This window comes from Enterocloster citroniae (genome assembly GCF_040545455.1).
Taxonomy (GTDB): Bacteria; Bacillota; Clostridia; order Lachnospirales; family Lachnospiraceae; genus Enterocloster; species Enterocloster citroniae.
Genome location: NZ_JBEPLZ010000031.1, coordinates 1 through 22,040 on the forward strand (window position 1 = coordinate 1; position 22,040 = coordinate 22,040).

The 22,040-nt window shown below is 38.9% G+C and carries 22 protein-coding genes and 1 pseudogene; 8 read left to right on the forward strand and 15 right to left on the reverse strand.

Features of this window, described 5'->3' with window-relative positions:
* Positions 1 to 118 precede the first annotated feature (118 nt).
* A complete protein-coding gene (locus tag ABID13_RS25290) occupies positions 119 to 4,120 on the reverse strand; it encodes an InlB B-repeat-containing protein (RefSeq protein WP_048930353.1) in 4,002 nt (1,333 codons plus the stop codon).
* A 299-nt stretch (positions 4,121 to 4,419) separates the two neighbouring features.
* Here ABID13_RS25290 and ABID13_RS25295 point away from each other — a divergent pair, with 299 nt between their 5' ends.
* Positions 4,420 to 4,587 (forward strand): helix-turn-helix domain-containing protein, encoded by a 168-nt coding sequence (locus ABID13_RS25295; protein WP_242849273.1) that lies wholly within the window; start codon positions 4,420 to 4,422, stop codon positions 4,585 to 4,587.
* Between the two features lie 381 nt (positions 4,588 to 4,968).
* Here the strand turns inward: ABID13_RS25295 and ABID13_RS25300 are convergent, their stop codons facing one another.
* Positions 4,969 to 6,030, reverse strand: a complete 1,062-nt coding sequence (locus ABID13_RS25300; protein ID WP_082173930.1) for a hypothetical protein — start codon at positions 6,028 to 6,030, stop codon at positions 4,969 to 4,971.
* A 535-nt stretch (positions 6,031 to 6,565) separates the two neighbouring features.
* Complete coding sequence (locus ABID13_RS25305; protein ID WP_048930351.1) at positions 6,566 to 6,856, reverse strand: hypothetical protein; 291 nt, start codon at positions 6,854 to 6,856, stop codon at positions 6,566 to 6,568.
* A gap of 112 nt (positions 6,857 to 6,968) precedes the next feature.
* Here ABID13_RS25305 and ABID13_RS25310 point away from each other — a divergent pair, with 112 nt between their 5' ends.
* Positions 6,969 to 7,139 carry a ribbon-helix-helix protein, CopG family gene (locus ABID13_RS25310; protein ID WP_048930350.1) on the forward strand — a complete coding sequence of 57 codons (171 nt, stop codon included), beginning with the start codon at positions 6,969 to 6,971 and terminating at the stop codon, positions 7,137 to 7,139.
* A gap of 37 nt (positions 7,140 to 7,176) precedes the next feature.
* Here ABID13_RS25310 and ABID13_RS25315 read toward each other — a convergent pair whose 3' ends face one another.
* From ABID13_RS25315 to ABID13_RS25340, 6 genes and pseudogenes are all read right to left on the reverse strand, one after another.
* Entirely contained in the window at positions 7,177 to 7,422 is a 246-nt protein-coding gene (locus ABID13_RS25315) for a hypothetical protein (RefSeq protein ID WP_048930349.1), read from the reverse strand.
* Positions 7,423 to 7,690: 268 nt separating this feature from the next.
* Complete coding sequence (locus tag ABID13_RS25320; protein WP_156200121.1) at positions 7,691 to 8,104, reverse strand: hypothetical protein; 414 nt, start codon at positions 8,102 to 8,104, stop codon at positions 7,691 to 7,693.
* 658 nt (positions 8,105 to 8,762) lie between these two features.
* Positions 8,763 to 9,866: a hypothetical protein gene (locus ABID13_RS25325; RefSeq protein WP_048930348.1), complete on the reverse strand. Its 1,104-nt coding sequence runs from the start codon at positions 9,864 to 9,866 to the stop codon at positions 8,763 to 8,765.
* A 67-nt stretch (positions 9,867 to 9,933) separates the two neighbouring features.
* Positions 9,934 to 11,097 (reverse strand): M24 family metallopeptidase, encoded by a 1,164-nt coding sequence (locus ABID13_RS25330; protein WP_048930347.1) that lies wholly within the window; start codon positions 11,095 to 11,097, stop codon positions 9,934 to 9,936.
* A 67-nt stretch (positions 11,098 to 11,164) separates the two neighbouring features.
* Positions 11,165 to 12,391 (reverse strand): diaminopropionate ammonia-lyase, encoded by a 1,227-nt coding sequence (locus ABID13_RS25335; protein WP_048930346.1) that lies wholly within the window; start codon positions 12,389 to 12,391, stop codon positions 11,165 to 11,167.
* A gap of 101 nt (positions 12,392 to 12,492) precedes the next feature.
* Positions 12,493 to 12,776: pseudogene (locus tag ABID13_RS25340) on the reverse strand (Rid family hydrolase).
* Between the two features lie 98 nt (positions 12,777 to 12,874).
* On the opposite strand from ABID13_RS25340, the gene ABID13_RS25345 reads away from it, so the two are divergent.
* On the forward strand, positions 12,875 to 13,528 hold the full coding sequence (locus ABID13_RS25345; RefSeq protein ID WP_007857850.1) for a GntR family transcriptional regulator: 654 nt from the start codon (positions 12,875 to 12,877) through the stop codon (positions 13,526 to 13,528).
* 12 nt (positions 13,529 to 13,540) lie between these two features.
* Here the strand turns inward: ABID13_RS25345 and ABID13_RS25350 are convergent, their stop codons facing one another.
* Positions 13,541 to 14,746 carry a M20 aminoacylase family protein gene (locus tag ABID13_RS25350; protein ID WP_242849272.1) on the reverse strand — a complete coding sequence of 402 codons (1,206 nt, stop codon included), beginning with the start codon at positions 14,744 to 14,746 and terminating at the stop codon, positions 13,541 to 13,543.
* 240 nt (positions 14,747 to 14,986) lie between these two features.
* Between ABID13_RS25350 and ABID13_RS25355 the strand changes: the two genes are divergently transcribed.
* Positions 14,987 to 15,889 carry an AraC family transcriptional regulator gene (locus ABID13_RS25355; protein WP_007857854.1) on the forward strand — a complete coding sequence of 301 codons (903 nt, stop codon included), beginning with the start codon at positions 14,987 to 14,989 and terminating at the stop codon, positions 15,887 to 15,889.
* A 380-nt stretch (positions 15,890 to 16,269) separates the two neighbouring features.
* Here ABID13_RS25355 and ABID13_RS25360 read toward each other — a convergent pair whose 3' ends face one another.
* Together ABID13_RS25360 and ABID13_RS25365 are read right to left on the reverse strand one after the other, a co-directional pair.
* Positions 16,270 to 16,806 carry a chromate transporter gene (locus tag ABID13_RS25360; protein ID WP_007857856.1) on the reverse strand — a complete coding sequence of 179 codons (537 nt, stop codon included), beginning with the start codon at positions 16,804 to 16,806 and terminating at the stop codon, positions 16,270 to 16,272.
* Entirely contained in the window at positions 16,803 to 17,450 is a 648-nt protein-coding gene (locus ABID13_RS25365; protein ID WP_007857858.1) for a chromate transporter, read from the reverse strand. Before ABID13_RS25365 ends, ABID13_RS25360 begins: the two co-directional genes overlap by 4 nt.
* 603 nt (positions 17,451 to 18,053) lie before the next feature.
* Between ABID13_RS25365 and ABID13_RS25370 the strand changes: the two genes are divergently transcribed.
* On the forward strand, positions 18,054 to 18,203 hold the full coding sequence (locus ABID13_RS25370; RefSeq protein WP_007857864.1) for a DUF6019 family protein: 150 nt from the start codon (positions 18,054 to 18,056) through the stop codon (positions 18,201 to 18,203).
* 143 nt (positions 18,204 to 18,346) lie between these two features.
* Here the strand turns inward: ABID13_RS25370 and ABID13_RS25375 are convergent, their stop codons facing one another.
* Positions 18,347 to 18,757 (reverse strand): SRPBCC family protein, encoded by a 411-nt coding sequence (locus ABID13_RS25375; RefSeq protein ID WP_048930344.1) that lies wholly within the window; start codon positions 18,755 to 18,757, stop codon positions 18,347 to 18,349.
* Between the two features lie 191 nt (positions 18,758 to 18,948).
* Here ABID13_RS25375 and ABID13_RS25380 point away from each other — a divergent pair, with 191 nt between their 5' ends.
* The 3 genes from ABID13_RS25380 (at position 18,949) to ABID13_RS25390 (ending at position 20,820) form a co-directional block, all read left to right on the forward strand.
* The gene (locus tag ABID13_RS25380; RefSeq protein WP_048930343.1) at positions 18,949 to 19,506 is read left to right on the forward strand and encodes a helix-turn-helix domain-containing protein; all 558 of its coding nucleotides are present in this window, start codon (positions 18,949 to 18,951) and stop codon (positions 19,504 to 19,506) included.
* A 124-nt stretch (positions 19,507 to 19,630) separates the two neighbouring features.
* On the forward strand, positions 19,631 to 20,260 hold the full coding sequence (locus tag ABID13_RS25385) for a CatA-like O-acetyltransferase (protein ID WP_048930342.1): 630 nt from the start codon (positions 19,631 to 19,633) through the stop codon (positions 20,258 to 20,260).
* A 161-nt stretch (positions 20,261 to 20,421) separates the two neighbouring features.
* Complete coding sequence (locus ABID13_RS25390; RefSeq protein ID WP_007857874.1) at positions 20,422 to 20,820, forward strand: hypothetical protein; 399 nt, start codon at positions 20,422 to 20,424, stop codon at positions 20,818 to 20,820.
* 3 nt (positions 20,821 to 20,823) lie between these two features.
* Here ABID13_RS25390 and ABID13_RS25395 read toward each other — a convergent pair whose 3' ends face one another.
* Both ABID13_RS25395 and ABID13_RS25400 read right to left on the reverse strand, forming a co-directional pair.
* Positions 20,824 to 21,453: a DUF3267 domain-containing protein gene (locus ABID13_RS25395; protein ID WP_048930341.1), complete on the reverse strand. Its 630-nt coding sequence runs from the start codon at positions 21,451 to 21,453 to the stop codon at positions 20,824 to 20,826.
* A 30-nt stretch (positions 21,454 to 21,483) separates the two neighbouring features.
* Positions 21,484 to 22,002: a nucleotidyltransferase domain-containing protein gene (locus tag ABID13_RS25400; RefSeq protein WP_007857878.1), complete on the reverse strand. Its 519-nt coding sequence runs from the start codon at positions 22,000 to 22,002 to the stop codon at positions 21,484 to 21,486.
* Positions 22,003 to 22,040: the final 38 nt, after the last annotated feature.

A 22,040-nucleotide genomic window follows, 5' to 3' on the forward strand; every position in this document is an offset into this window, starting at 1 on the left:
TAGAGAATTTTGCCTTAGAAAAGGCCCGAATTCTCTGGGATTGTCTCTTCCTATCATGTTAGGGGTTAAAAGTCGGTATTAACCGATACCCCCTTCTAATTAAGCTTTTACTTCTGAGTCACCTTTTTTCCCACATCTCAAGTGCCCCAATTATCCATTTTTCGCTGTTTCTGGGATAGCTTTCCTCAAAATTAATGAAATGCTCTTCACCTTCCATTCCTGGATCATTTACCATTATTACAATCGTACTATCCGATCTACGATATGCACCTACTGCTAACGAATAGTGTTTGCCCTTCTCGTATACAATAACCACACCTTGAGTATATAATTTATTTTCATTGTTTCTCCCGGTTTCATTTCCTCCTGTCAAGAAATCATATAATACATGTTTATATTCATCATCTGACATATCTTTAATTCGTGTCTCTGAAAATTCGTTATTAAAATTATTTTTTATTATATCTTGATGAATATTAGTATCCTCATTATTCTTTAAATATAAGATTGCCGGATCAACGTCCGTGTATCCTAAGTTATTAATTACCATAGATAATACACATAAATAGCACGCTTGATGAACCCATGGATCTAAACTAGGATTTATTGATTTAACCTTAGCCACCCATTCCGGATCTCTTTGATAGAAGAATTTTGATTTAGAATATCCTTCATTTATCCACTCTTCGTTTGAAAGATTTCTTATAAGCTCCCCGTTTTCATTAAAGTAGTAGTATCTGTTATCAATACAACACCATTCATGTTCAGCCATAGCTCCCACTAATGAACCAGTACCTTCAAATAAAAAATACTTCTTCCCAGATAAATCAAGCCAACCTGTACACATAATTCCATCTTTATCAAAGTAATACCATTTTTTGTCTTTATATACCCATCCAATTGCAAATTTTCCATCCTGTTTTTTCAGTTTCCAACCATTCGCGGCTTGTTCCCATATTGAATTTATGTATGTATCATCTTTTATACTAGGACCAGAAACAACTCCACTATGGCCACCAGTCGATCCTCCTCCAGATGATCCATGACTTCCACTACCACTTTGGGAATTTCCTTTCTTCCATTTAGCATATACGGTTACATCACCAGTATTATTTAAATTAAGAAACGTTATATTTGTCCCATTTCGAAAATCTGGTGTCAAATACCACCCCTCAAAAATATGCCCACTATAAGTTGGATTTTCAAATATCGCTCCCTCCCCATATGTATACTTGGTAGGATTTGAAACATGGTTCACCCCGCCATTTAGAACATACGCAATATCACATGTACGTAATTCCCATTTAGCATATAAAGTTATGTCCCCTGAGGTTTTTGAATCAATTGACGTTATAGATGTGCCCTCTTTAAAATCAGATGTAGTATACCATCCTTTAAAGATAGATCCATTAGCTGTCGGGTCTTTTAATGTTACCCCTATACCAAAAGTGTATGAATCTGGATTTGACTTATGATTCGTACCACCAAACAAATTATATGTAATTTTATAGTCAGCTACATTCCATTTAGCATACACTGTTATGTCTCCAATTTGATTAGGTGCAATAAGTATAATCCCCGTCCCTTCCTTGAAATCCGGTGTTGTATACCATCCTCCAAAGGTATGACCTGCATAAGTAGGCCGTTGAAAAACAGCACCTACTCCAGTTGTATAGGTTCTAGGGTTAAAAGAATGATTCGTTCCATTATTCATTTCATATATTATGTTATATGTATTTCCAGTCCATATTGCGTTAATTATTATATCTTCTGTAATATTACTAAAATCCTTATCCCAAGTTAATGTATAGCCATCTTTAGTTAAAGTTGGAGCGGTCGCTGCCGTATATTCTTCAACCATTATCTCTCTTACAATGGTATCCCCATCTTTAAAAATCACTTTATACTGCTGCTTGGGGTTTTCTTTTACGGTTATCCTGCATTGTGCAACATATTGATCATGTATTGCATAGATATTTGCCGTTCCATTGCTCATTGCAGATAATTTCCCATCAACACCAAGAGATACTACTGATGGATTTGTAGATATCCATTTTAAACTTGTTAGATTGTCGGCAATATTTATAGGAATTACTTCCAAATCTTTGATATCTCCAACATTCATCTCCAGTGTAGATTTATTAAATTTAATACCTGCACTCAAATTATCATCCGTTTTATTAAAGCCGTATCGTTGGGAATCCAAATCCAATCTAAGCATTGGACGTACCCCTAGAATCCAGCTGCAATATCGGTTCGCTCCATAGCCGCACAGCCCCTTTTCAGTTACAAAAAATGGCCTTAAAAATGTGTAATTTAAATCTCCCCTACTACGTGTCCAATAGCTTCTGTCTCCAGCTGTATTTCTATCCTTTAATGAATCATTATTATACGTTGTCTTGCGTGATGGACTTTCTCCCTTCACAGGAAATCCATAATCTTCATCTACAAGTTCTTCTTTAGATGGAAGAAAAATCCTATCATTAGTTGTATTTCCTTCTGGCAGATTACTATCCGCTGCAACAATATCAGTGACTTTGCTTTCTTTTATATCAGCCTGTTCTTCAGATGTAAAATGGTTCTTCATAAATTCAGTATCCAACCAGTGTCTTATATCACTTGTTTCCCAAGTAGGATGATCATTAGATACTGTTCCATAATTATAAACATCCAGCATCTCATCCGACAGTAAGAGTAGTGCGCTTCCATTATTGTTCAGTATTCTCCACTTTATTGGGGTCATTAAGTCGGCGCCTGAATATAATTGACCATTAAGTCTATAAAAATCATTGTTATTTACATAATCCTTTATTTCTAGCCAATTATCGTTACCATTATATTTGTTACTATCTAATCCTTCCCATCCAAAATAAATATAATGTCCTTCCCAGTTTCCCGATGTATTACCACCGATCAAAGAATTTCCCAATGGGTCGTTATCCTGTGCATATGTAGTCGTAAATCCATATACTGAAAAATGGTTAGCTTCAAAGCTTATTATGTCACCGTCCTGATTTGAAGATATTATCTCAAGTTTTTGGTCATCATCAATATGAAATACTTTCGTATCCCCATCAACAGAAAGTTCTGGATAAGTAAATGAAACATTTACCGTTCCATTCTCTACCTCTATCTCATTATCTCCACTCCAAAAGCTTATATCAAATGCAACAGTTTTATCTATTTTAAAACCTTCAATTGAATTGCGTAAAGTTTTTTCTAATTTATCGTCCTGATTGACGTTAGAAATTCTTACTTCCGTATTTTGCGGAAGTATATGATTCTCGGCAGTTATGCGGATTACTACACCATTTATGGTTTCTTCATATTCAAATCCTTCGTATATATATAAGTACAATGTTATCTTTTTAAACCCCTTGGTATCAAAAACTATCTTTTCCGGTATTCTTTCTTTTTCACAATTAATAAGAATAGGTATGTCGATATACTTTTCTAAATCATCCAGTTCAGTGTCAGTCGATAATAAATCTATTGACACTTTACCCTCATCACAAAATTCGCCTATATATGCCACTGTATTTGAATCTGGTGCATCAGTAAAATTATTACCACTTAATTCATTATAGTTTTCTAATAACGATAAAATTTCAGTAGGCAGCTGATATTCAAACCTAATATCATTGCCTGCTAATATATTTTTCTTCATTGAGGAGTTTAACTTATATTCAAAACGGAAAATAATATTATCTCCTGAACGGATTGGATTTGTCTCATCTACAATACTATAATCATCTTCTTTAAGTAAACTTATATTTTTGATTGACTTATTGAATTCATATATTTTTTGTTCAGCATTTGAGTTTGTAGCAACAGTGGCTTCAGAACTGGTCGCTACAACCGCATTAGAATTTGTAGCAATACCAATGTCCTCATCTGCATCCGACTTTTTAGAAGCATTGGAATGCGTTGCAACTTCAACCTTTTTTTCATCCAACACTTCGTCATCTTTATCCTTATTGCGTTTAGCATTCGATGATGTAGCAACACTTTCCTCGCCTATTGTATTAGCATAACTAAATTTAGGCGATAAATCCCCCACCGTAAGACAACCTGTAACAATAGCACAAACTAACAACAATGATACTAGCTTTTTATACATGCTCTTCCCCTCCAAAAAGTTATTATTATATACATATTAACACTTTTGGGTCTTATAGCAAACTAATTCTTATATAATTCCAACATATTACATGGTTTTTTCAATCTTTTTTGCCTCTGTAACGCTATTGTAACGATAATTTCATTCTCCTATCAAAAATATTTACATAGAAACACCGCCTTGTAATCATCCCGGCCACGGCCCTCAGCATATTTGCTATGATACAGAAAGACCGTCAGTTTGTCAGGCATTTCATTCATTTTTTTATTTAGCTAGTAAAGGTATATAGGGGGGTGCGCATGGAAATATATGATTTTGGATACCGTTTAAGGGAACTAAGAGAAACACGCAATTTATCCCAATCGCAAGTTGCCGCACACTTGGATATCACGCGTTCCGCCGTTAGTAATTACGAAGGGAACCTGTCTTATCCATCTGCCGAAGTTCTGTCCAAGCTTGCAATTTAATACCATACTACTACCGATTATATCCTTGGACTTGAAATACGAAAAGTTATTGTGATAGATGGCTTGGCACTAGAGCAAAAAAAGGCAATTGAAGATATAGTGGAAATCTTAAAGAGGCAGTTTAAGTCCAAATAATAAAATTTTAGCGTTAAAATGGGATGGCTGAAACCTTTTTTTAGTCATCCATCTTTAACATTTTCATTTTTTGCTCCTATTCTCTCAATATTAATCGTACTATATGCATCCTGCTATCAATATATAAACCTCCATTTCTTCAAAATAAGCACACATAGTAAAATCCTCATGGTTTAAACTAAAACCACGAGGATTAGAACATGAGTATTGTAATTCTATATTAATCAGAACCTATTGAATTCTAGTCTAACGAGATACTCGTCCGGAACCGTTGCATCGCGAACAAGTTCCCCACGCACAATACGGGCAGTTATCTTTTGAACTTTTTCCCAAAAACTCATGATATGTATAGCCAGAACCATGGCAAACAGGACAGTTACCAGAGCCACCACATCTTGGGCAAGGATAATCTGTATTTCTTTGGGATGAGCCGTTTCCCAATGAGGATCCTGTGTCATAATCAGCAAAACCTCCTTCATAACCGCCACCAGAGGAACGAGAAGGAACCAACGATTTTACCCAGTCTACCTTTTCTCCGTGATATAAATTAAAAGTACCATTAGTAATTGAAACCGAACCACTTCCTCCAACCATTTTGGCAGTTGCAGAGAAGGTACCTTCTACATGTGCACAGTCGGCTTCAATTGCTGTAATATTTACATTATATTTTCCCTTTCCCAACCTTGCTGAATATTGTTCACCATCATAAAATTTTTTGTATTTCAAACTAAAATGAGTATCCCGATTGCTTGGTTTTATATCCTCTCCGGCCTCTGTATCTGGATCAATAACTAAATACAACTGTTTACCAATAGTGCCATCCGCCTTGACTGAATAACAAGTGAATGTTTTATCGCCTCCAACGGTACCACCTGTTGCGGTCAAATAAAATGTTTCCTCTACGCCATCAATAGTCGCTTTCATAGTGTTTCTTTCCAAAGCTGAAGATGATGATGTATCGAATGCTCCAAGCGTCTTTCCATCCCAAATTCCATTAGCATCCAACCAGTATTTTCCATCTGGTGTTGTGGCATTTCTCAACATTGCACCAGAGCTGCTCATAAAGTACCAATTTCCATCGCTCCCTTGTACCCAACCTGTGCACATATAGCCCTCTGTATTGAAGTAATACCACTCCCCGTGAATCTCACAGAAACCATAGCCAACATAAGCACCATTTTCTTGCATATAAAGCCAGCGCCCTTGCTCATCTTGTTCCCATCCAACTTCAGCAAAAGAAGTAACGGACATTCCAATGCTTAGCATCACAACCATTAAAATTAAGTTTCTTATAAAATGCTTTTTCATCTTTTCCTCAATCCTCCTAAGTTCCCCCAAAAATTCAGAGTTTGATTTGCTAACCTATAGCTACTTAAATACATATTATAACTCTTATACGTCATACTTTCAACTTTTATTTGTTACACGTTTTATACTCCTATATTGTAGCCCTAAGTGTCTGTTTAGCCTACATGCGCTGTATTGACTTTCAAATATCTCCGAAGGAAGATATTATATGCATCCGGGATCAATGGCAAAAAAAAATAGAACCCACAACGGGGTTCTATCTATTCTCAATTAAGGTTTTCAGTTCCTCAAATGTCATGTTCTTTTCATTCATTAGACTTACCAAGCCCTCTACTCGAGCCTTATCCATCTCATCCATGATACTATCATACTTTTTCTTTAACTCAGCCAACTCTTGTTCTTTTTTTCTATCTTTTCAGCAATCTTCTTTAACTCATTTTCATACTTAGTCATATCCCGTTTTCTACCGGCCATTTTAAACCTCCTGATATTGTGTCATTTGTACGATAACTATAATTTCATACTATGTGCAGATTTAAAGGGCAATTATCTCCAGCTCCTTTAGAATAATTATTGCATCCTTTACACCTGCCCAATATGCTAATGACACCTTCTCAATATTCATACCATCTCTCTCAGCTAATAGATCATCAACTACCTCTTTTAATTCTGGAGATAGCTTTAAAGAATCATAAGCTACTCCCATAGCAGCAGCCCTTTCCTCCATCTTCTTGTATTCACAATCTTCATTGAACATAGAATCCAGAGATACTTCCATTCTTTTATCGGCTATTATTTTAAGCACTTCCATAAATTCATTATTCATGTAAGCCTCCTATTTACTTTATCGTATATTATACTATTTTATATGATTTTATCGTATTAATCAATATCTTATGTTCAATAATGATATATTATACGCAAAAGGAGAATGTTATATGAGACCATTAAAAACGCGCATAAGTATCACACTTGATTCGGATATCCTGGAAATGATTAAAGAGTTAGCAGAGGATGATGATCGTTCCGTAAGCCAATATATCAATATCGTACTTAAAGATTGGATTACAAAGGAAACGAGTGAAAAATCAAATCTATCTTCCAAATAAGCTAGTCTATTGAAATAGTAAAAAAACAGAGCGCTTATTAGGCGCTCTGCTGAATCTCGTTCTGTGTAGAAACTAACTCTCTGATATCATCCATGGTCATCCCCTGCTCGTTAAGCATGGATTTAAATTCCTTAAACTCCTCTAATTCTATCTGATTTTGGATTGACTTCTCTTTCTCCTTTAATGTTTCCAGGCAACTCTCATACTGTGCAATGGAATCCCGTACCTCCGCCAGTTCATCCTGCAACCTTTCAAGTGGTGATTTTCTTACTCCGCGTGCCATAATTATGTTCTCCTTTTTCTGTAACTAAGTCTTCTATGGATACTTTTAGTTTGTCCATATATTTCCAATATATGCAGCGAAAAAGGAATTTATGCTAACTGAAACTCTCATACAAATATATATTTAGCAAGAATATATTTCTGTATCAAAGTTCCAAATACATATGGTATTTCGTCAAAGGAATACTTTTTTGAAATATTAAGGAATACTCTAAAAAGCGATACCCAGAAACCTCCTATTTACGTTGTTTTTGAGGCTTTTTCTTTTGTCATTGAAACCAATGTCTGCTGCTACAATACGCTATTACAGCTGAGGAAGTAAAGAAATTATTCATATATGGTAAATAACTGTTCACAAAAAAATACCGCCCTTTCGAGCGGTGCAATTCTGAGATTCTTTTACATTGATACATTGCTTCGCATGTTGAAATAGGATTTTCTCTTTCCAAGTTTAATTGAGACCTTTTTTTACCAATATAATATCCCTCTGTCTTTAAAACGTTATTAAGATATTTATTCTTAAATTGGATATCTATTTTTGTTTTTGCTGAATTATTAGCTATTTCTGTTGTTTTGGCTGTTCCTTCCATATATGGACTTGAATCTAAATATAAATACTTATCAATAGGATCATCATTTGGTAAACCTGTTTGAGGACCATATACAAATTTCAAAGCATTCATTCCGCCCCCCAAAATTAGTAGCATTAACCTGAAAATAGTGAATACCAGAACTATATCCACTCCATGCAGATTGGGAAAATACTACCACATTGTTATTAGCATCGCGTTTATAAATATTATAACCTTTAATCCATTCTTACATTGCGCCAGAGTTGGTGATATCATTAATTAGGTTGAGTCCCAGTTTCTCTTCTATAAACTTTGTGAGATTCCGTTGTTTCCGTTCCATCTCGTTAGATTTGACCACCCTTTTCCCGATTGGTTACGGCAGATGTTGTCATTTCTGCAATACGAGACCTACTTCAACTGGTTGATTGTTCGCCCCTTCACTCCATTTTCATTACAGAAACTTCTTCACTACTATGGGCTCGGCTGACTTCTCACAGTTCGTTGTTACTCGGCTCAAAAAACCGCTGTGAAACCTCCACGCTTAAGGTGCGCACTCTTTCCCTCCATATATCCGCCGCATTTACTCTGCTTCTACAAATGTGGTAGTAATTAGACTTTGTTGCTTTGCGCCAACTTATCTCTCGAAGCCTAGCCTTATATGCGATTTCTATCTGTTGGACCAGAGGTTAGTAGTGTTTTTCTTATATCCCCATAACTCTTATCTTGGTTCTTCCAGCATTCAGGCTAATTAAAATTATACCAAAGAGTATCAGACTTTTTTATTCACAGTCAGTCTGCAAATGCAGTTAATCGCAGCAATAATTACAGCAAAAACACCAACCCAACCAGATACAGAAACTAAAATGTTGATAATCTGGGCATATGATCCTAAGAAACTTACTGCAAATTCTGCCAATACCAATACAGTACCAATAATCTTAAACTTCTTTGTATCCGCCTCAGCGAAATATTCAGCTGCGATAACAGCAACTGGTGCTGCTGTGGTAAACGAAGCTGCAACCACTAAAAATACCAGAACACCTGCCATTTTAGGAGCATGATAAGTTGTCATTGCCAAATTAGGAGCCGGAGTGCCGATGATGATGCTTATATTAGCTATCTGAGAAAGTACCATTAAGGCAATCAGTACCGTGAGCGCGATAAAAGAAATTACCACCCACAACGTAGTTTCTTTCATTGTTGCCGTACGATCCATCATGTAACAACTCACAAAATAAGGTAATACAAATAGAATGATATAACTGGAATGCAGAATCGTAGAAACAAACCAGTTGGGATGCATTCTGGAAATTTCCATGGTGGATTTTGCAATGGCTGATCCAGCTTCAATACCATCCACAGGATTTATAAGACTAGCAACAAAACTGATTATCAGCACGACTAAAATAAATGGTGCAATTTTACTGATAATATCAATAACCTTTTTAAATCCAAAAACGACTGACATGATACAAAGCAGCGATAAAATACCGGCACCGGCATAATAAGGCATGCCATAATACTGGGTCAACATACTGCCTGCACCGGATATAAGCTGCACCATAAAGCAAACCACGAATGCGACAGTATAGAAATGTACGGCAGAGCCAACGTATTTTCCACAAAACCAGATAAAACATTCCTTTGCGTTAGTCAATTGATACTTTTTACAGACAAAAATAACGGTTAAAGCAAGGGCCGCTGTAAAAATATGGTATATTGAAATTCCCAAAAGTCCAATCGTGCCATGACTAGAATAAGCTTGCAAAAATTCCTGACCTGTTCCAGTAGCAGAGCCAATATAATAAGCAATCATACCGCCTATCATACTTAACACAAACGCGGGACGAACCGTTTTTCTTTCTTCTAACATGAATGAGAACCTCCTCATATTGTTATTGCTACAGTTAATTGAAATACTCTTTATAATATCGTCTATATCAGGCCTTAATCTGGTGTAGCTTTCTGCTGCCAATGGACAGTCTTTCATATCCATCAGCTGTAATAACATAATTCTCTTCAATACAAAATACACCGTTTTCCACCAGAATCCCCGGCTCCAAATTAATGATCATACCTTCCTGCAAAACGCCCTCCTCATGAACAGTAACTGATACCGGCTCGGTACTCATCAGTCCCATACCATGTCCCATACGGCCACAGTCATAGGTCGCCTGATATCCACGTTTTTCCAGCGCTTCACCACATGCACGGGCTACCTGTGCAATCGGAACACCAGGTGCCATGACAGATGCAGCCTCTTCAGTAATAGCATAGACATCATCCTGCATGCGGTTACGCTCGTCACTGATGGGACCAACAACACCGGCGCGGCAGAAATCCGACCAATAACCATTGTATACAGCACCCAAATCCAGCCACAGCATATCTCCATACTCAAGCCGCCGTTCGGAGCTAATCGCACTAATCCGCTCATAGTTTCCAGGTCCGCTGGTAATAATAACAAAACCTGGGTACTCTGCACCGCCTTCCAACATGAACTGCTGTGCCAGCATAGAGATTTCTCGTTCACTCATTCCTGCCTCGATTGCTGCAAATGTCTTGTCATGTGCATATCCCGTTGCCTCACAGGCAATTCTATGACACGCAATCTCTGCCGGCGATTTAATGATACGCTGCCGCCAGATCAGAGGCGCTGCATCGATAATATTTTCAGCCCCAATTAATTCCCGCAGTGCAAGGAATGTATCCGGCTGATAGTTAATCCTCTGCTCAAATCCCAATTCCAAACCAACGCTTCCAGGCACCATGTTCAACTCCCGCATAATATCATATAGCTCATTGGCAGTCGGACCAAGGAGACTGTCAAAATTGCGGTTGCCGCAACAGTACGACTTAAGTGTTGCTTCCGGTGTTACGAAAGTTTGTGTATAAAGCAGTGGTTCACCCTGAACCGGGATAAACAAGAACATCGGACGGGTAAAGGTAGTCCATGGTGCATGAGTGCGATAGCCAGAATAATAATTGATATTTGCCTCAGCTGAAACCATCATTCCGGACATCCCAGCCCTTTCCATGTTCTTGCGGCAATTATTAATGCGTGATTGAAATTCTGCTTCCGTAAACCTAATTAACTCTTTCATCTTTTTCCTCCTAAATTTTTTTGTTGATATAATTTCTACGTTGTCAGATCAATAAATCTATTGTCTCTTAATTTGGCATTGCCTCCTTTCCTTCATATACGATCTTGCGATAGTTAACCGGGTCCGTATCACCTTCCGTATTAAACAGCAGCACTACCGAATTCTCATCCAGGCCAGCAAGTTCTCTAAGCTGAGCAAATTCATTCTTTTCCAATAGTGCATAAAACAGCCCGGTTGTTACTGCTCCGCTCTCCCCTGATACAATTGATTCATCATCACCTGCAGGTGCTCCTAAAAGACGCATTCCCAATGCAGCTATAAAATCAGGACATTTATAATACCAGTCTGCAAAATCTCGCAGAATCGGCCAAGTTATCGTACAAGGCTCTCCACAATTTAAACCCGCCATTATCGTTAAACCTGTTTCTATTGCGGGATGGGGTTTACCATCATTTATTTTTGCTGATTGATAGATGCAGGCAATATGTTCAGGTTCAACAATGCCAAAAGTCGGCCGATTATCTTCGTAGTGATTCGCCAAATAGCCTAACACACCACCTGCCATAGCACCTACACCCGCCTGCAAAAATACGTGCGTGGGATAATCACACCCGGCCTCTGACAGCTGCGACACGGCCTCCTTTGCCATCGTAGTATAGCCTTGAATAATCCATACCGGTATCTCCTCATACCCATTCCAACTGGTATCCTGTACCAGATGCCAGCCATGTTCTTTAGCCATATGGGCTGCATATCGAACGGTATCATCATATCCGGTTTCCATGATTCTAACTTCCGTTTTCCCAAAGGATTCGATCGCCTGAGCCCGTAATTCAGAAGAACCAACCGGCATATACACATGCGCTTCACATCCCAGCTGAGCTGCCGCCCACGCCACCCCTTTGCCATGATTACCGTCTGTGGTAGTTACAAATACCATGGATTGAACCTGCTCTTTCCATTCCGGCTTCTGCAAATCACTAAAACTAATATGATTCACATCCAATCCCAGTTCCTTACAAACCACTCTCGTTAAGGCATACAAACCGCCAAGCCCTTTAAACGCATTAAGACCGAATCTTTTGGACTCATCTTTTACAAACACAGCCTTTACGCCAAGATGTTTTGCCATTTCCTCCAGGCAAACCAATGGAGTCGGCTGATAACTGTCTAACGTATAGTGGATATTATATACGGATGCGGTAGCCTCATCTGTTAAAAACTGAGGACCTTTTCCTGTACACGTGTTTTCATTTTTTATTGCATAAATATAACTAATATGATGTTCTCTCATTACTGACCCCTGTTTTATTATAATAAGTTTCTAATAAATCATAACGCTCAAGATTAATACAAGCGATATCCAATATATCAATTTGGATAAATAAAAACCATCTATAAAATTGTTATTGCCTCAATCTCACATAATATATTTGAGGCAATGTCCTTACAGCCACCAAGCATCTTCTCGGATTCGATATAAAATGCGGGGCATAGTCTTCATTAGAAACAGTGAAGTCACCCATAATACTGCCTGCTGCTTCGAGGATCGCCGCTACATTTTTACAGCTCTGCTCTGCCTGAGCCTTAATTCCATCAGGCACCGTTTTATCAACAGGATTCACCGGTATCTGCCCTGACGTGTAAACAACGCCATTAACCTCAAATCCTTTACTAATATTTCTTGTTTAAATATTGTATTTTCCTTTTCCAAATAGTAAAATAGCTATACAATCTGTTAAAGCAGATTGTACTATAAAAGGAGTTTGAACTATTTATGCCAATCCCCCCAAAAAAAGAAGTGTACAACCGCCAGACTGCTAAAGAACGTGTTTACAAAACACTCCAGCAGTGGATTATTGATGGTACGTTTCGGCCAAATGAGCGTTTAAATGATACCGAACTTGCCGAATACTTTTCTGTCTCCCGTACCCCGGTACGAGAAGCTTTGCAAATGTTAAAGGAACAAAATCTGGTACATATTATTCCATCAAGTGGAACCTATGTTACTCCAATCGATCTCCAGGATATGAAATACGTTTATGAACTCCTTGGTGAACTGCAGTCAATCTCCCTCAAACTATGCATCAACCAGATCACAGCTAAGGATCTATCCTGTTTAACCGAACTAAATGAGCGGTTTCTGGAAAATGCCAACCACGGTTCTTCCTCTGATGCACATATAGCAGACCGAGACTTCCACAATTATCTCGCCAAAATAACCGGCAATCCTTATTTGATCACATTTACAGATCAACTAACTTTTTTAGCCTGTCGGAATGAAAATCATTTTTTCAAGGAAGTTGCCCGCCATCAGGCCAGTTATGAAAATCACTGCCGCATTATTGCTGCTATAAAAACCAAAAGTTTGTCTGTTGCTCAACAGGAAATTAAAAACAACTGGCTGATTTCCATATCAGATTCATATTAACATTACTATCAATCAACGCAACCTCTGAGCCACAAACTCTGTCCAGAACTCAGTTCCAATCGTCAGGATGTCATCATTAAAGTCATAAAACGGGCTGTGAAGAGGGATATTATTCGAATCCTCTTGGCCGCTGCCTAAAAGGACAAAGCATCCTGGCACGACCTTTAAAAAATCAGCAAAGTCTTCAGAGGCCATCCATGGTTCTCCATTTAGTTCAACATTATCAATACCTGCCACTGCCTGTGCCGCTTTACCAGCATGAACCACACACTCCTCAGAATTAATTAATGGAATAAATTCACGAGTATAACTCACTTCTCCGACTGCATTATTCATCCGACAGACACTCTCTACAATACTTCGCATACGATCTTCAACTAACCTTTGATTCGCCTCTGAGTAACTTCTTACATCACCTTTGACAACTATGTTGGTAGGGATCGCATTGGGCGCTCCATCAGATTTAATTTCCGTGCAGGATATCACCAACGGATGCAATGGATTTGCAGTTCTTGAAACAATGGTTTGTAGGGCTAAATAAATTTCTGCAAAACATACGAAGGGATCAATGCCTTCATGCGGACTGCTTGCATGCCCTCCTTTGCCGGTAATCCGGATTTTAAACTTATCTTCACTGGCCATGATACCGCCGACTCGTGTGCGGATTTTACCGGCCCGCAGAAACGGTGCATTGTGCAGCCCATATATCTCATCCATTGGAAAACGTTCAAACAGTCCATCTGCAATCATCGCTTTCGCACCGCCTCCCGGCTCTTCGGATGGCTGAAAAACCAACCTCACCGTACCATTAAAATTTCTGGTTTCCGAAAGCATCTTTGCTGCTCCAAGTAGCATTACCACATGCCCATCATGCCCACAACCATGCATCTTTCCTGATACATCTGATGCGTATGATATTTCTCCTTGTTCCTGGAGGTTTATAGCATCCATATCTGCCCGAATACCAATGCAGGCACTACTGTCCCCGGCAGTAAGACTTGCTACAATTCCTGTTTTTCCAACACCTTCCGTAACTACCCAGTCCCAACTTTTAAGATTATCAATAATCAGCTTGCCAGTTTCAAATTCCTGGAATGCAGTTTCCGGATGCTGATGTAAATAGTGTCGCCACCGTACTAGATTTTGTTTGAGTTCATCACTGCACTTTTGCATAGTTTCTCCTTCATTAATATACTTCTTTTGTTGCTGTTTTTTCATTTCTTGATAATGTAATTATATTTGACTTCATCTGCAAAATGTGTAATAATTTTGTTTGATAATGTAATGATTTTGAGCATTTATTCATCAGACAATAAGTGTAATAATAAAATCATGATTCTTGTACAAAAAAAATAATTAACACAACCATTTGATCCGACCATTTATTGAGGATTATTATACAAATTAACGGCTCGCTAATCGAGTGATCTTATTACTATCCAGAAACGAGGTTTGTAAATGATTTCAACAATCAAATATCCAGATATTCAAATCGGTCAAAATATGATGGAATGCACTCCCCATGGCAATTATGAATTTCCATTTGTTATCTACCTTGATGATCTTAGAGAAAAAGTCATGGGCTTTGTCAATTGGCATTGGCATAAGGAACTGCAGTTGTGCTATGTAACAGAAGGAACTGTTAGTTTCTTTGTAAATTCCAAACAATATGACATATCTGAAGGAGGCGGTATCTTTATTAATCAAGGATGCCTTCATATGATCAAACCGAAAAATCCCCCATTCGGTACATTTATCTGCTATGATTTTAATGAAAAACTACTTTCTGTTTTTCCGGGATCTGTTTTTGAAACAAAATACGTTACCCCATATAAAAAAGCCCCAGACTTCGAGGCGGTTCCTCTTTCTCCCGACATTGAGTGGCAGAATAAAGTGCTTGTCCATCTAATTACTATATATCAGTTGGCACAGGAACAAACTTTCGGTTTTGAATATAGTATTCAAAGTGAACTGACTAAATTATGGCTCATGATGATTCAAAACAACAAAGGTGATGGTTCAGAAAAACACCATCCAAATAACCATGCTTCTGTAGTACATAGCATCATCCAATATATCCAAAATCATTATTCGGAAAAGATAACGATTCAGAATATCTCGGCAGTTGTAATGTTCAGCGAGAGTGAATGCTGCCGCATCTTTAAGAGCATTTTACATGAGACCATCTCATCTTACATTAAAACCTACCGCATTTACATGAGTACGGAACTTCTTAAAAATACAGAAAAACCTCTTGATTTAATTGCTGAAGAAACTGGTTTCTGCAGTACCAGTTATTATATTAAATCTTTTAAAGAGGTTATGCAAATAACGCCCAATCAGTTTAGGAAACAACTATAACTGTAAGAAAAACACGTATATCTGTCGATTCATTAATTATTCTTGCACAACATTATGACATCGGCATGGATTATATTGCCGGATGCAGTGAAACAAAAGGTATTATTTCAAAAAAACAGACGGGGAGAATTCCACTCCTCGTCTTTCTTATTTTCCAATTTTATACCCCATTCTAAGGATCATCAGCGCATTCTCAGTTATTGATTCTTCAGGCTTTAAGACATACCTCTTGATAATTAGTATCCAGTTTACTGACCTCCTGCCAACAGGACAAAAGCCTCATTATCGGAGATATCCAGATTTGCCTTAAAAGAAACACTAATATGGGGCATTTGAAATTTGACAGTCCGTGGCCCTCACCGCCAGGCATTAATGCCCCATCATCCGAACAAAAGCCCCAATAGAGCTCCTAACAAAATCGTCTTTGGAATAGACAGCTTAAGTTTATTCATGAGGAAACCTACAACTGCTGCAATCGCAACCAGGTTCCAGCCGATTCCCAAAGGTCCCTCTCCAGTCAAAAATGTCCCTCTGCTCTGCGAAACCACAACAGCGGCCAACATGCCGATACAGACAGGGCGGATTCCGGTAAAAAGCCATTCCAAATATCGATTACCCTTGAATTTCGTGATGAAATGTGCGGCCAGCATGCAGAGTGTCAGCGAAGGCATCATGGTTCCCAGATTTGCGCAGAACGCCCCCAGCCACCCGGCCGTGCGAAAGCCCACAAAGGACGCGCTGTTGATTCCCAGTGAGCCTGGGGTCATCTCCGCTACCGCCACAATATCCAGTACCTCTTCCGATGTCATCCATCCGTACCGGAGTACGATATCGCTGATGACCGGAATCATAGTCATCCCGCCAAAGCTGCAGAACCCCACCTTCATAAAAGACCAGAACAAAAGAAGATAGATCATGAATGACCGCCCCCTTCCCGTTTGTTATCCGCCAATCCGTCTTGAGCTGCTTGACGGTCATCCGTCAGTCCGCCTTGGGTTTTCCCGCCAGCCTGCTTCTGATCCCGGACAAAGCCCAGCGCCAGCCCGAACACGGCGCCAAGAATTACAATCATAGGCTTACTAAGGCTTGTAAAGGTGCACAAAAAAAAGGCCACAGCCATGATGACATAGCTAATCCTTGATACAAGCGCCTGTCCTTTTAATTTCCATGCCGCACCTATGATCACAGGAATGACCGCGCCTCTGACTCCATTCAGCACATGGCTGACCGCGCCAATCTGCTTCATAGCCGTATAAAAGTAAGTGACGATAGAAAACACCAGGAGAGCTGGTGTTGAAAGTCCCAGGGTAGCTGAAAGCGCTCCCACCGGACCCGCCACCGTATAGCCGAACATTACCGAAATATTCATGATCATCAGTCCCGGAAGAGATCTGCCTACGGACATAAAGTCAAGAATCTGCTGCTCCGTCACCCAATGACGCCGGTCTGCAAATTCTTCCTGCATCTGAGCCACAATCCCCCATCCGCCGCCGAAGGTAAAACATCCAATCTTAAACATGACACAGAAAATTGTGACATTCTTTTTCCACTTTTCCCACATATACATCCCCTCTTTCCCATTTATCATACCACTTTTCAGAAGGGACGTCCATCATGAAAAAGTCTTAACGCTTCAAAACAGGCAAAGCTAAAATCCTCATGGTTTCCCACGCGCAATACGGGCAGTTATCTTTTGAACTTTTTCCCAAAAACTCACATTTCCCATCCCAATAATTCACTGTAGAATTTCTGTAATTCTTTTTCATCCTGACAGTCGATCATAATATTTCCTATCACTTTTATGTTCTCCGTCTTGCTGGGATTACATATGTAATTCCCTTTAGTTTTAATCTCTTCCCAAACTGACCGGGGATGTATCGACCATCATTTCCACTGATCCTGATAAAACTTCAGCTCTATTATACCAGAACCCAGCCCACAACACCACTGCAGAATAAGCCTCTTATATCCCCTCATCCAAAATATAACCTCTGATTCTAACAGGTATGTATTACCTCCTGATGCTCTGGAAGATACCTCATCGCGGTGCGAACCTTTGCACGTTTTCCGTAAGGTAATTTTAATCATTTCCATACTATGACATTACGCTAATTTATTATATAATTTTAATAACATATATGAAACAATTTTAGGAGGATACCTTATGCATTCATCAATATTCTTTATGATCTTTAGCTTTATTTTGTATGTTGCCCTAATTATTGGATTCTTTGCTCTCGCATACTTCATTCTTAAGAAAGCAATTAAAAATGGTCTTATAGAAGCCTATAAAGAAATTCAAAAGCTTAAATGATCCTAATTCCATAACTACATCCTGGGGAGCCTTATTCGCTCCACAGGATTTTTCTTCTTTATTATGCAAAATAAAAGAACTACTAACTTCATGCCTGATAGTTAGCAGTTCCCTATTTATATATCATTCAAAACCGGAAGCTGTCAATCGAGAAATTTTTTTAAATCTGTTATAAATTGTGTCTGCGCCTTTTTCAAATACGTTTGTTCAAATACACTTTTACCAATTGGCCTTATAGAAAGCTTTTCCGCTGTTACACTCGCTGTAAAGTCAATCTCTGTTTCACTGCCTTTGGATGCAAATACAAGGGTCCAGTGTCCTTTTGTATGGCTGTTTCTTACATCAAGCTCCCAGCGCTTGTGCTGTTCAACCACAGTAACTGTAAACGTAGTGGAATAGCCATTGGGGGAATATTCTATAAACTGTTTTTCATCTATCAATTCTGTTTTGCTCACATCGCTTCGCCATGTATGATAATGTTCAACTGCTAATACGGTTTCCCATACTTTGTAACTATCGCACTGGATCATAGCCTTTATATTGGATGATGTCATATTCATTCCCTCCTATCTGAATTCCATTTCCTATTTACAGAATACACTAAGATCTATTAACTATCAATATAAAACTGTCTAGATAATAAATATCTTTCTTAACGTTTTGGAACGTTTATAATTGAAAATTTAATTTTTGTATGTTATAATATACAAAACAATACTATTCAATACAAACAAGAGGTATAAGAATGGAAAATATCAATTTGAATGTTGGCAAGCGGCTTAAATCAATTCGTAAGAACAAGGAGCTGTCTTTAGACGAGGTTTCAAACTTAACCAATGTAAGTAAACCTGCCTTAGCTCAAATTGAGCGTGGTGCTTCCTCTCCGACTATAAACACTCTATGGAAAATATCGAAAGGGCTTAAAGTTCCATTATCCTATTTCTTGCAGGAACAGGAGAACGATTTTCAGATTGTTGACTTTAAATCACATAAGCCAATTTTGGAATATGGTGAGTTGATGAAGACATATGCAATTTTCCCCTATTGTCCAACGCGGAACATGGAAATATTTTATGTAGAATTTGCTGCTGGCTGTGATTATCGTTCCCAACAACATTTAGATGGAGTGGAAGAATATCTCTTTGTTATACAGGGAAAACTGCAGCTTGTTTTGAACGGCAGGGAAATTGTTGTTAAAGAAAAGCAATCTATCCGTTTTCGTGATGATATTCCTCATCAATACAATAATCCGTTTAATGAAATGTGCGCCGCCTATAACATAATATTTTACTTAAATGCATGAGCTGTTCATACAAACGGAACCACCTTTAACTTATATTGGAATAGGCACAAGGCAATTGCGTATGGTCAAGTATGTTTTAGGCAAATAGCGCAAATTTAGCAAATCCAACTTCAGGAGGGGCATGATGGCTAATATTTATAGAGTAGTGGATGAAAAATGTTGGGAAAGAGCAATGCATTGTATGATCTTTAGAAATAGTATTGAACCTGCCTTTTGCGTGACATTTGAAGTAGATATTACTAATTTCCTGCAAAAAATTAAGAGACAAAATTTTTCCTTTACATTTGCAATGGTATATGCTGTATGTAAATGTGCAAATGAAATAGAAGCATTTAGATACCGCTTTTTGGATGGAACTATTGTTTTGTATGATAAAATCGATACCGCTTTTACATATCTGAATCAAGATACCCAGTTGTTTAAGGTGGTTAATATCCCTATGCAAAATAAGATTGAGGAATACGTGGAGTTGGCAGCAAAAACCGCAAGGGAACAAAAAGAATACTTTACCGGGTCTCTTGGAAATGATGTTTTCCAATGCTCCCCTATGCCGTGGATAACATATACTCATATTTCTCATACGAATTCAGGAAAGAAGGACAACGCAACGCCCCTGTTTGACTGGGGGAAATATTATAAAAAGAACGGAACATTCTTCATGCCAATATCGGTTCAAGCACATCACTCATTTGTTGATGGTATTCATATTGGAAAATTTGCAGATGGATTACAGAAATATATGGACGAATATTAATATATCTTAAACTAATTTAGCATACTGGTTCCAGTGTTCCTATTGACCGCCCATCTTATTTCCAAATATAAAATAAAAGAGGACTAAGAGGTATCAACCATGAAGAAAAAACACGGATCCCATGAACCAGCCCGCCAGATCAACCCAAAAGGAGGCGCCGGATGAACCTAAAAACCATTAGCTGTATATTCCTTCTGGTAATGTCCGCTGTCCTCACCTTCTGCGGATGCACTCAACCAACGCCCGTCCTGTCAGACGGGACCTATGTTACAAGCGGTAATGAGACGGATTTTTTCCAGCCAGCCATTACCTTTGATCTGACAGAACACCGTTTTTCCTTTGGTTTCAATCCCTCATCATCCTACTTAACCGCGGGAACAATCTCTGTTGACAACGGCTATGTCACCGCAGCTACGGACGATGGGGCGTATACTTACATTTTTGAGATCAAGGACAAGAACACGGTATGTTTTGTCCAAAAAGGTTCGGATCCTGTCACTGTCATGAAAGGTGAATCTCCTGTGACAGATGGAACCGAATTCAAATTAACCGGTCAATAGCTGCTACCGCTCAAATGCAACCACACCGCATTCATAGGGGTGATCATAATAGACCACTGTCTTTCCTTTGGTCCTGTGCAGCAGCAGCTTCAGGATGATCAGACCATCTCCTCCTCCGCTGAAGATCATCATCACGGACAGCGCCGTCATCCCCGGGTTTCCAAAACAGACCGCGGCCGCTGACAGCGCAAATCCCAGAATCAAAGTGGGCATGGCGGCACCTATGATGTACTGCCATTTGCTCAGAGGTTCCGAACAGGTGCAGTAGGGAGTCAGGGCCTGCCAGATCACACCAAATTCAATGGAGTGGAAATGTTTCTTTGCAAACATGCTCCATGTCAATCCATGGATTCCCTCATGTACCACGATCAAGAACAGGAACAGGGCAAACAGCCATATAAAACCGGCCCCAAAGTAAAAGTCTCCGCTGGGATTCTTCATACGATACAGAAAGATTACGATTCCGGCAAATGGCATCATTAATATGATCGCAAATATATTGGCCTGTATAATGCCAACTGTGAGATCAGTCTTCGTATACCCTTCTTTTTCCATGGTTTTACAGACAACGTCAAACTGCGCTTTCCGCTCTGATTCTTTGGGGCTTAAGTTTCGTTTGGATTCTTTTGTCATTTCGTATCACCTTCTGTTTGTTGATTTGTCTCATCCATTCTGCCGTTCTTCATTGCTCTGCGCCAACAGACTGTTGATGTTTTTAATATCATGCCTGTCAACCTCCCTCAATTCATACCCGGTATGAAAGACGCTTTGGCCCATAGCTGAAATACAGGGGATCTCCCGCCCTTCCAACATGGTTTTACTGAAATAATCCGGCTCAAACTCATACCATCCTCCCTGCATATCGGCCTGCTTTGCCTTACCGTCACCAGAGATTACAAATGGATGGATGTCTATGTAACTCATTTCCGGATGATACAGTTCAATCCTCACAGGTCTCCAGTCTGTTGTAACCGAATAACCATGGGATACCAGGGTATCGATCAATTGGTCTGTGTATTGGGCGTCAAAATCAATGTCGATATCTCTGTGTTCCCGCGTTTGTTTTCCCACAAGCGCGTCTACTCCCCATCCTCCGTCTAACCAGTAACGGATTTCCAAACGGTCCAGCAAGTCCAGTACATCCATCAGGTCTTCTTTTGTTGCGGTTTCCTTTTTCGGCATCTCATTTCCCCTTTGTCTTTTTTATTTTCCAACATGAT

Bases quoted from the DNA above. Each gene is read 5' to 3' on its own strand.
- ABID13_RS25290 (WP_048930353.1), bottom strand. From the start codon at position 4,120: ATGTATAAAAAGCTAGTATCATTGTTGTTAGTTTGTGCTATTGTTACA.
- ABID13_RS25295 (WP_242849273.1), top strand. From the start codon at position 4,420: ATGGAAATATATGATTTTGGATACCGTTTAAGGGAACTAAGAGAAACA.
- ABID13_RS25300 (WP_082173930.1), bottom strand. From the start codon at position 6,030: ATGAAAAAGCATTTTATAAGAAACTTAATTTTAATGGTTGTGATGCTA.
- ABID13_RS25305 (WP_048930351.1), bottom strand. From the start codon at position 6,856: ATGAATAATGAATTTATGGAAGTGCTTAAAATAATAGCCGATAAAAGA.
- ABID13_RS25310 (WP_048930350.1), top strand. From the start codon at position 6,969: ATGAGACCATTAAAAACGCGCATAAGTATCACACTTGATTCGGATATC.
- ABID13_RS25315 (WP_048930349.1), bottom strand. From the start codon at position 7,422: ATGGCACGCGGAGTAAGAAAATCACCACTTGAAAGGTTGCAGGATGAA.
- ABID13_RS25320 (WP_156200121.1), bottom strand. From the start codon at position 8,104: ATGAATGCTTTGAAATTTGTATATGGTCCTCAAACAGGTTTACCAAAT.
- ABID13_RS25325 (WP_048930348.1), bottom strand. From the start codon at position 9,866: ATGTTAGAAGAAAGAAAAACGGTTCGTCCCGCGTTTGTGTTAAGTATG.
- ABID13_RS25330 (WP_048930347.1), bottom strand. From the start codon at position 11,097: ATGAAAGAGTTAATTAGGTTTACGGAAGCAGAATTTCAATCACGCATT.
- ABID13_RS25335 (WP_048930346.1), bottom strand. From the start codon at position 12,391: ATGAGAGAACATCATATTAGTTATATTTATGCAATAAAAAATGAAAAC.
- ABID13_RS25345 (WP_007857850.1), top strand. From the start codon at position 12,875: ATGCCAATCCCCCCAAAAAAAGAAGTGTACAACCGCCAGACTGCTAAA.
- ABID13_RS25350 (WP_242849272.1), bottom strand. From the start codon at position 14,746: ATGAAAAAACAGCAACAAAAGAAGTATATTAATGAAGGAGAAACTATG.
- ABID13_RS25355 (WP_007857854.1), top strand. From the start codon at position 14,987: ATGATTTCAACAATCAAATATCCAGATATTCAAATCGGTCAAAATATG.
- ABID13_RS25360 (WP_007857856.1), bottom strand. From the start codon at position 16,806: ATGATCTATCTTCTTTTGTTCTGGTCTTTTATGAAGGTGGGGTTCTGC.
- ABID13_RS25365 (WP_007857858.1), bottom strand. From the start codon at position 17,450: ATGTGGGAAAAGTGGAAAAAGAATGTCACAATTTTCTGTGTCATGTTT.
- ABID13_RS25370 (WP_007857864.1), top strand. From the start codon at position 18,054: ATGCATTCATCAATATTCTTTATGATCTTTAGCTTTATTTTGTATGTT.
- ABID13_RS25375 (WP_048930344.1), bottom strand. From the start codon at position 18,757: ATGACATCATCCAATATAAAGGCTATGATCCAGTGCGATAGTTACAAA.
- ABID13_RS25380 (WP_048930343.1), top strand. From the start codon at position 18,949: ATGGAAAATATCAATTTGAATGTTGGCAAGCGGCTTAAATCAATTCGT.
- ABID13_RS25385 (WP_048930342.1), top strand. From the start codon at position 19,631: ATGGCTAATATTTATAGAGTAGTGGATGAAAAATGTTGGGAAAGAGCA.
- ABID13_RS25390 (WP_007857874.1), top strand. From the start codon at position 20,422: ATGAACCTAAAAACCATTAGCTGTATATTCCTTCTGGTAATGTCCGCT.
- ABID13_RS25395 (WP_048930341.1), bottom strand. From the start codon at position 21,453: ATGACAAAAGAATCCAAACGAAACTTAAGCCCCAAAGAATCAGAGCGG.
- ABID13_RS25400 (WP_007857878.1), bottom strand. From the start codon at position 22,002: ATGCCGAAAAAGGAAACCGCAACAAAAGAAGACCTGATGGATGTACTG.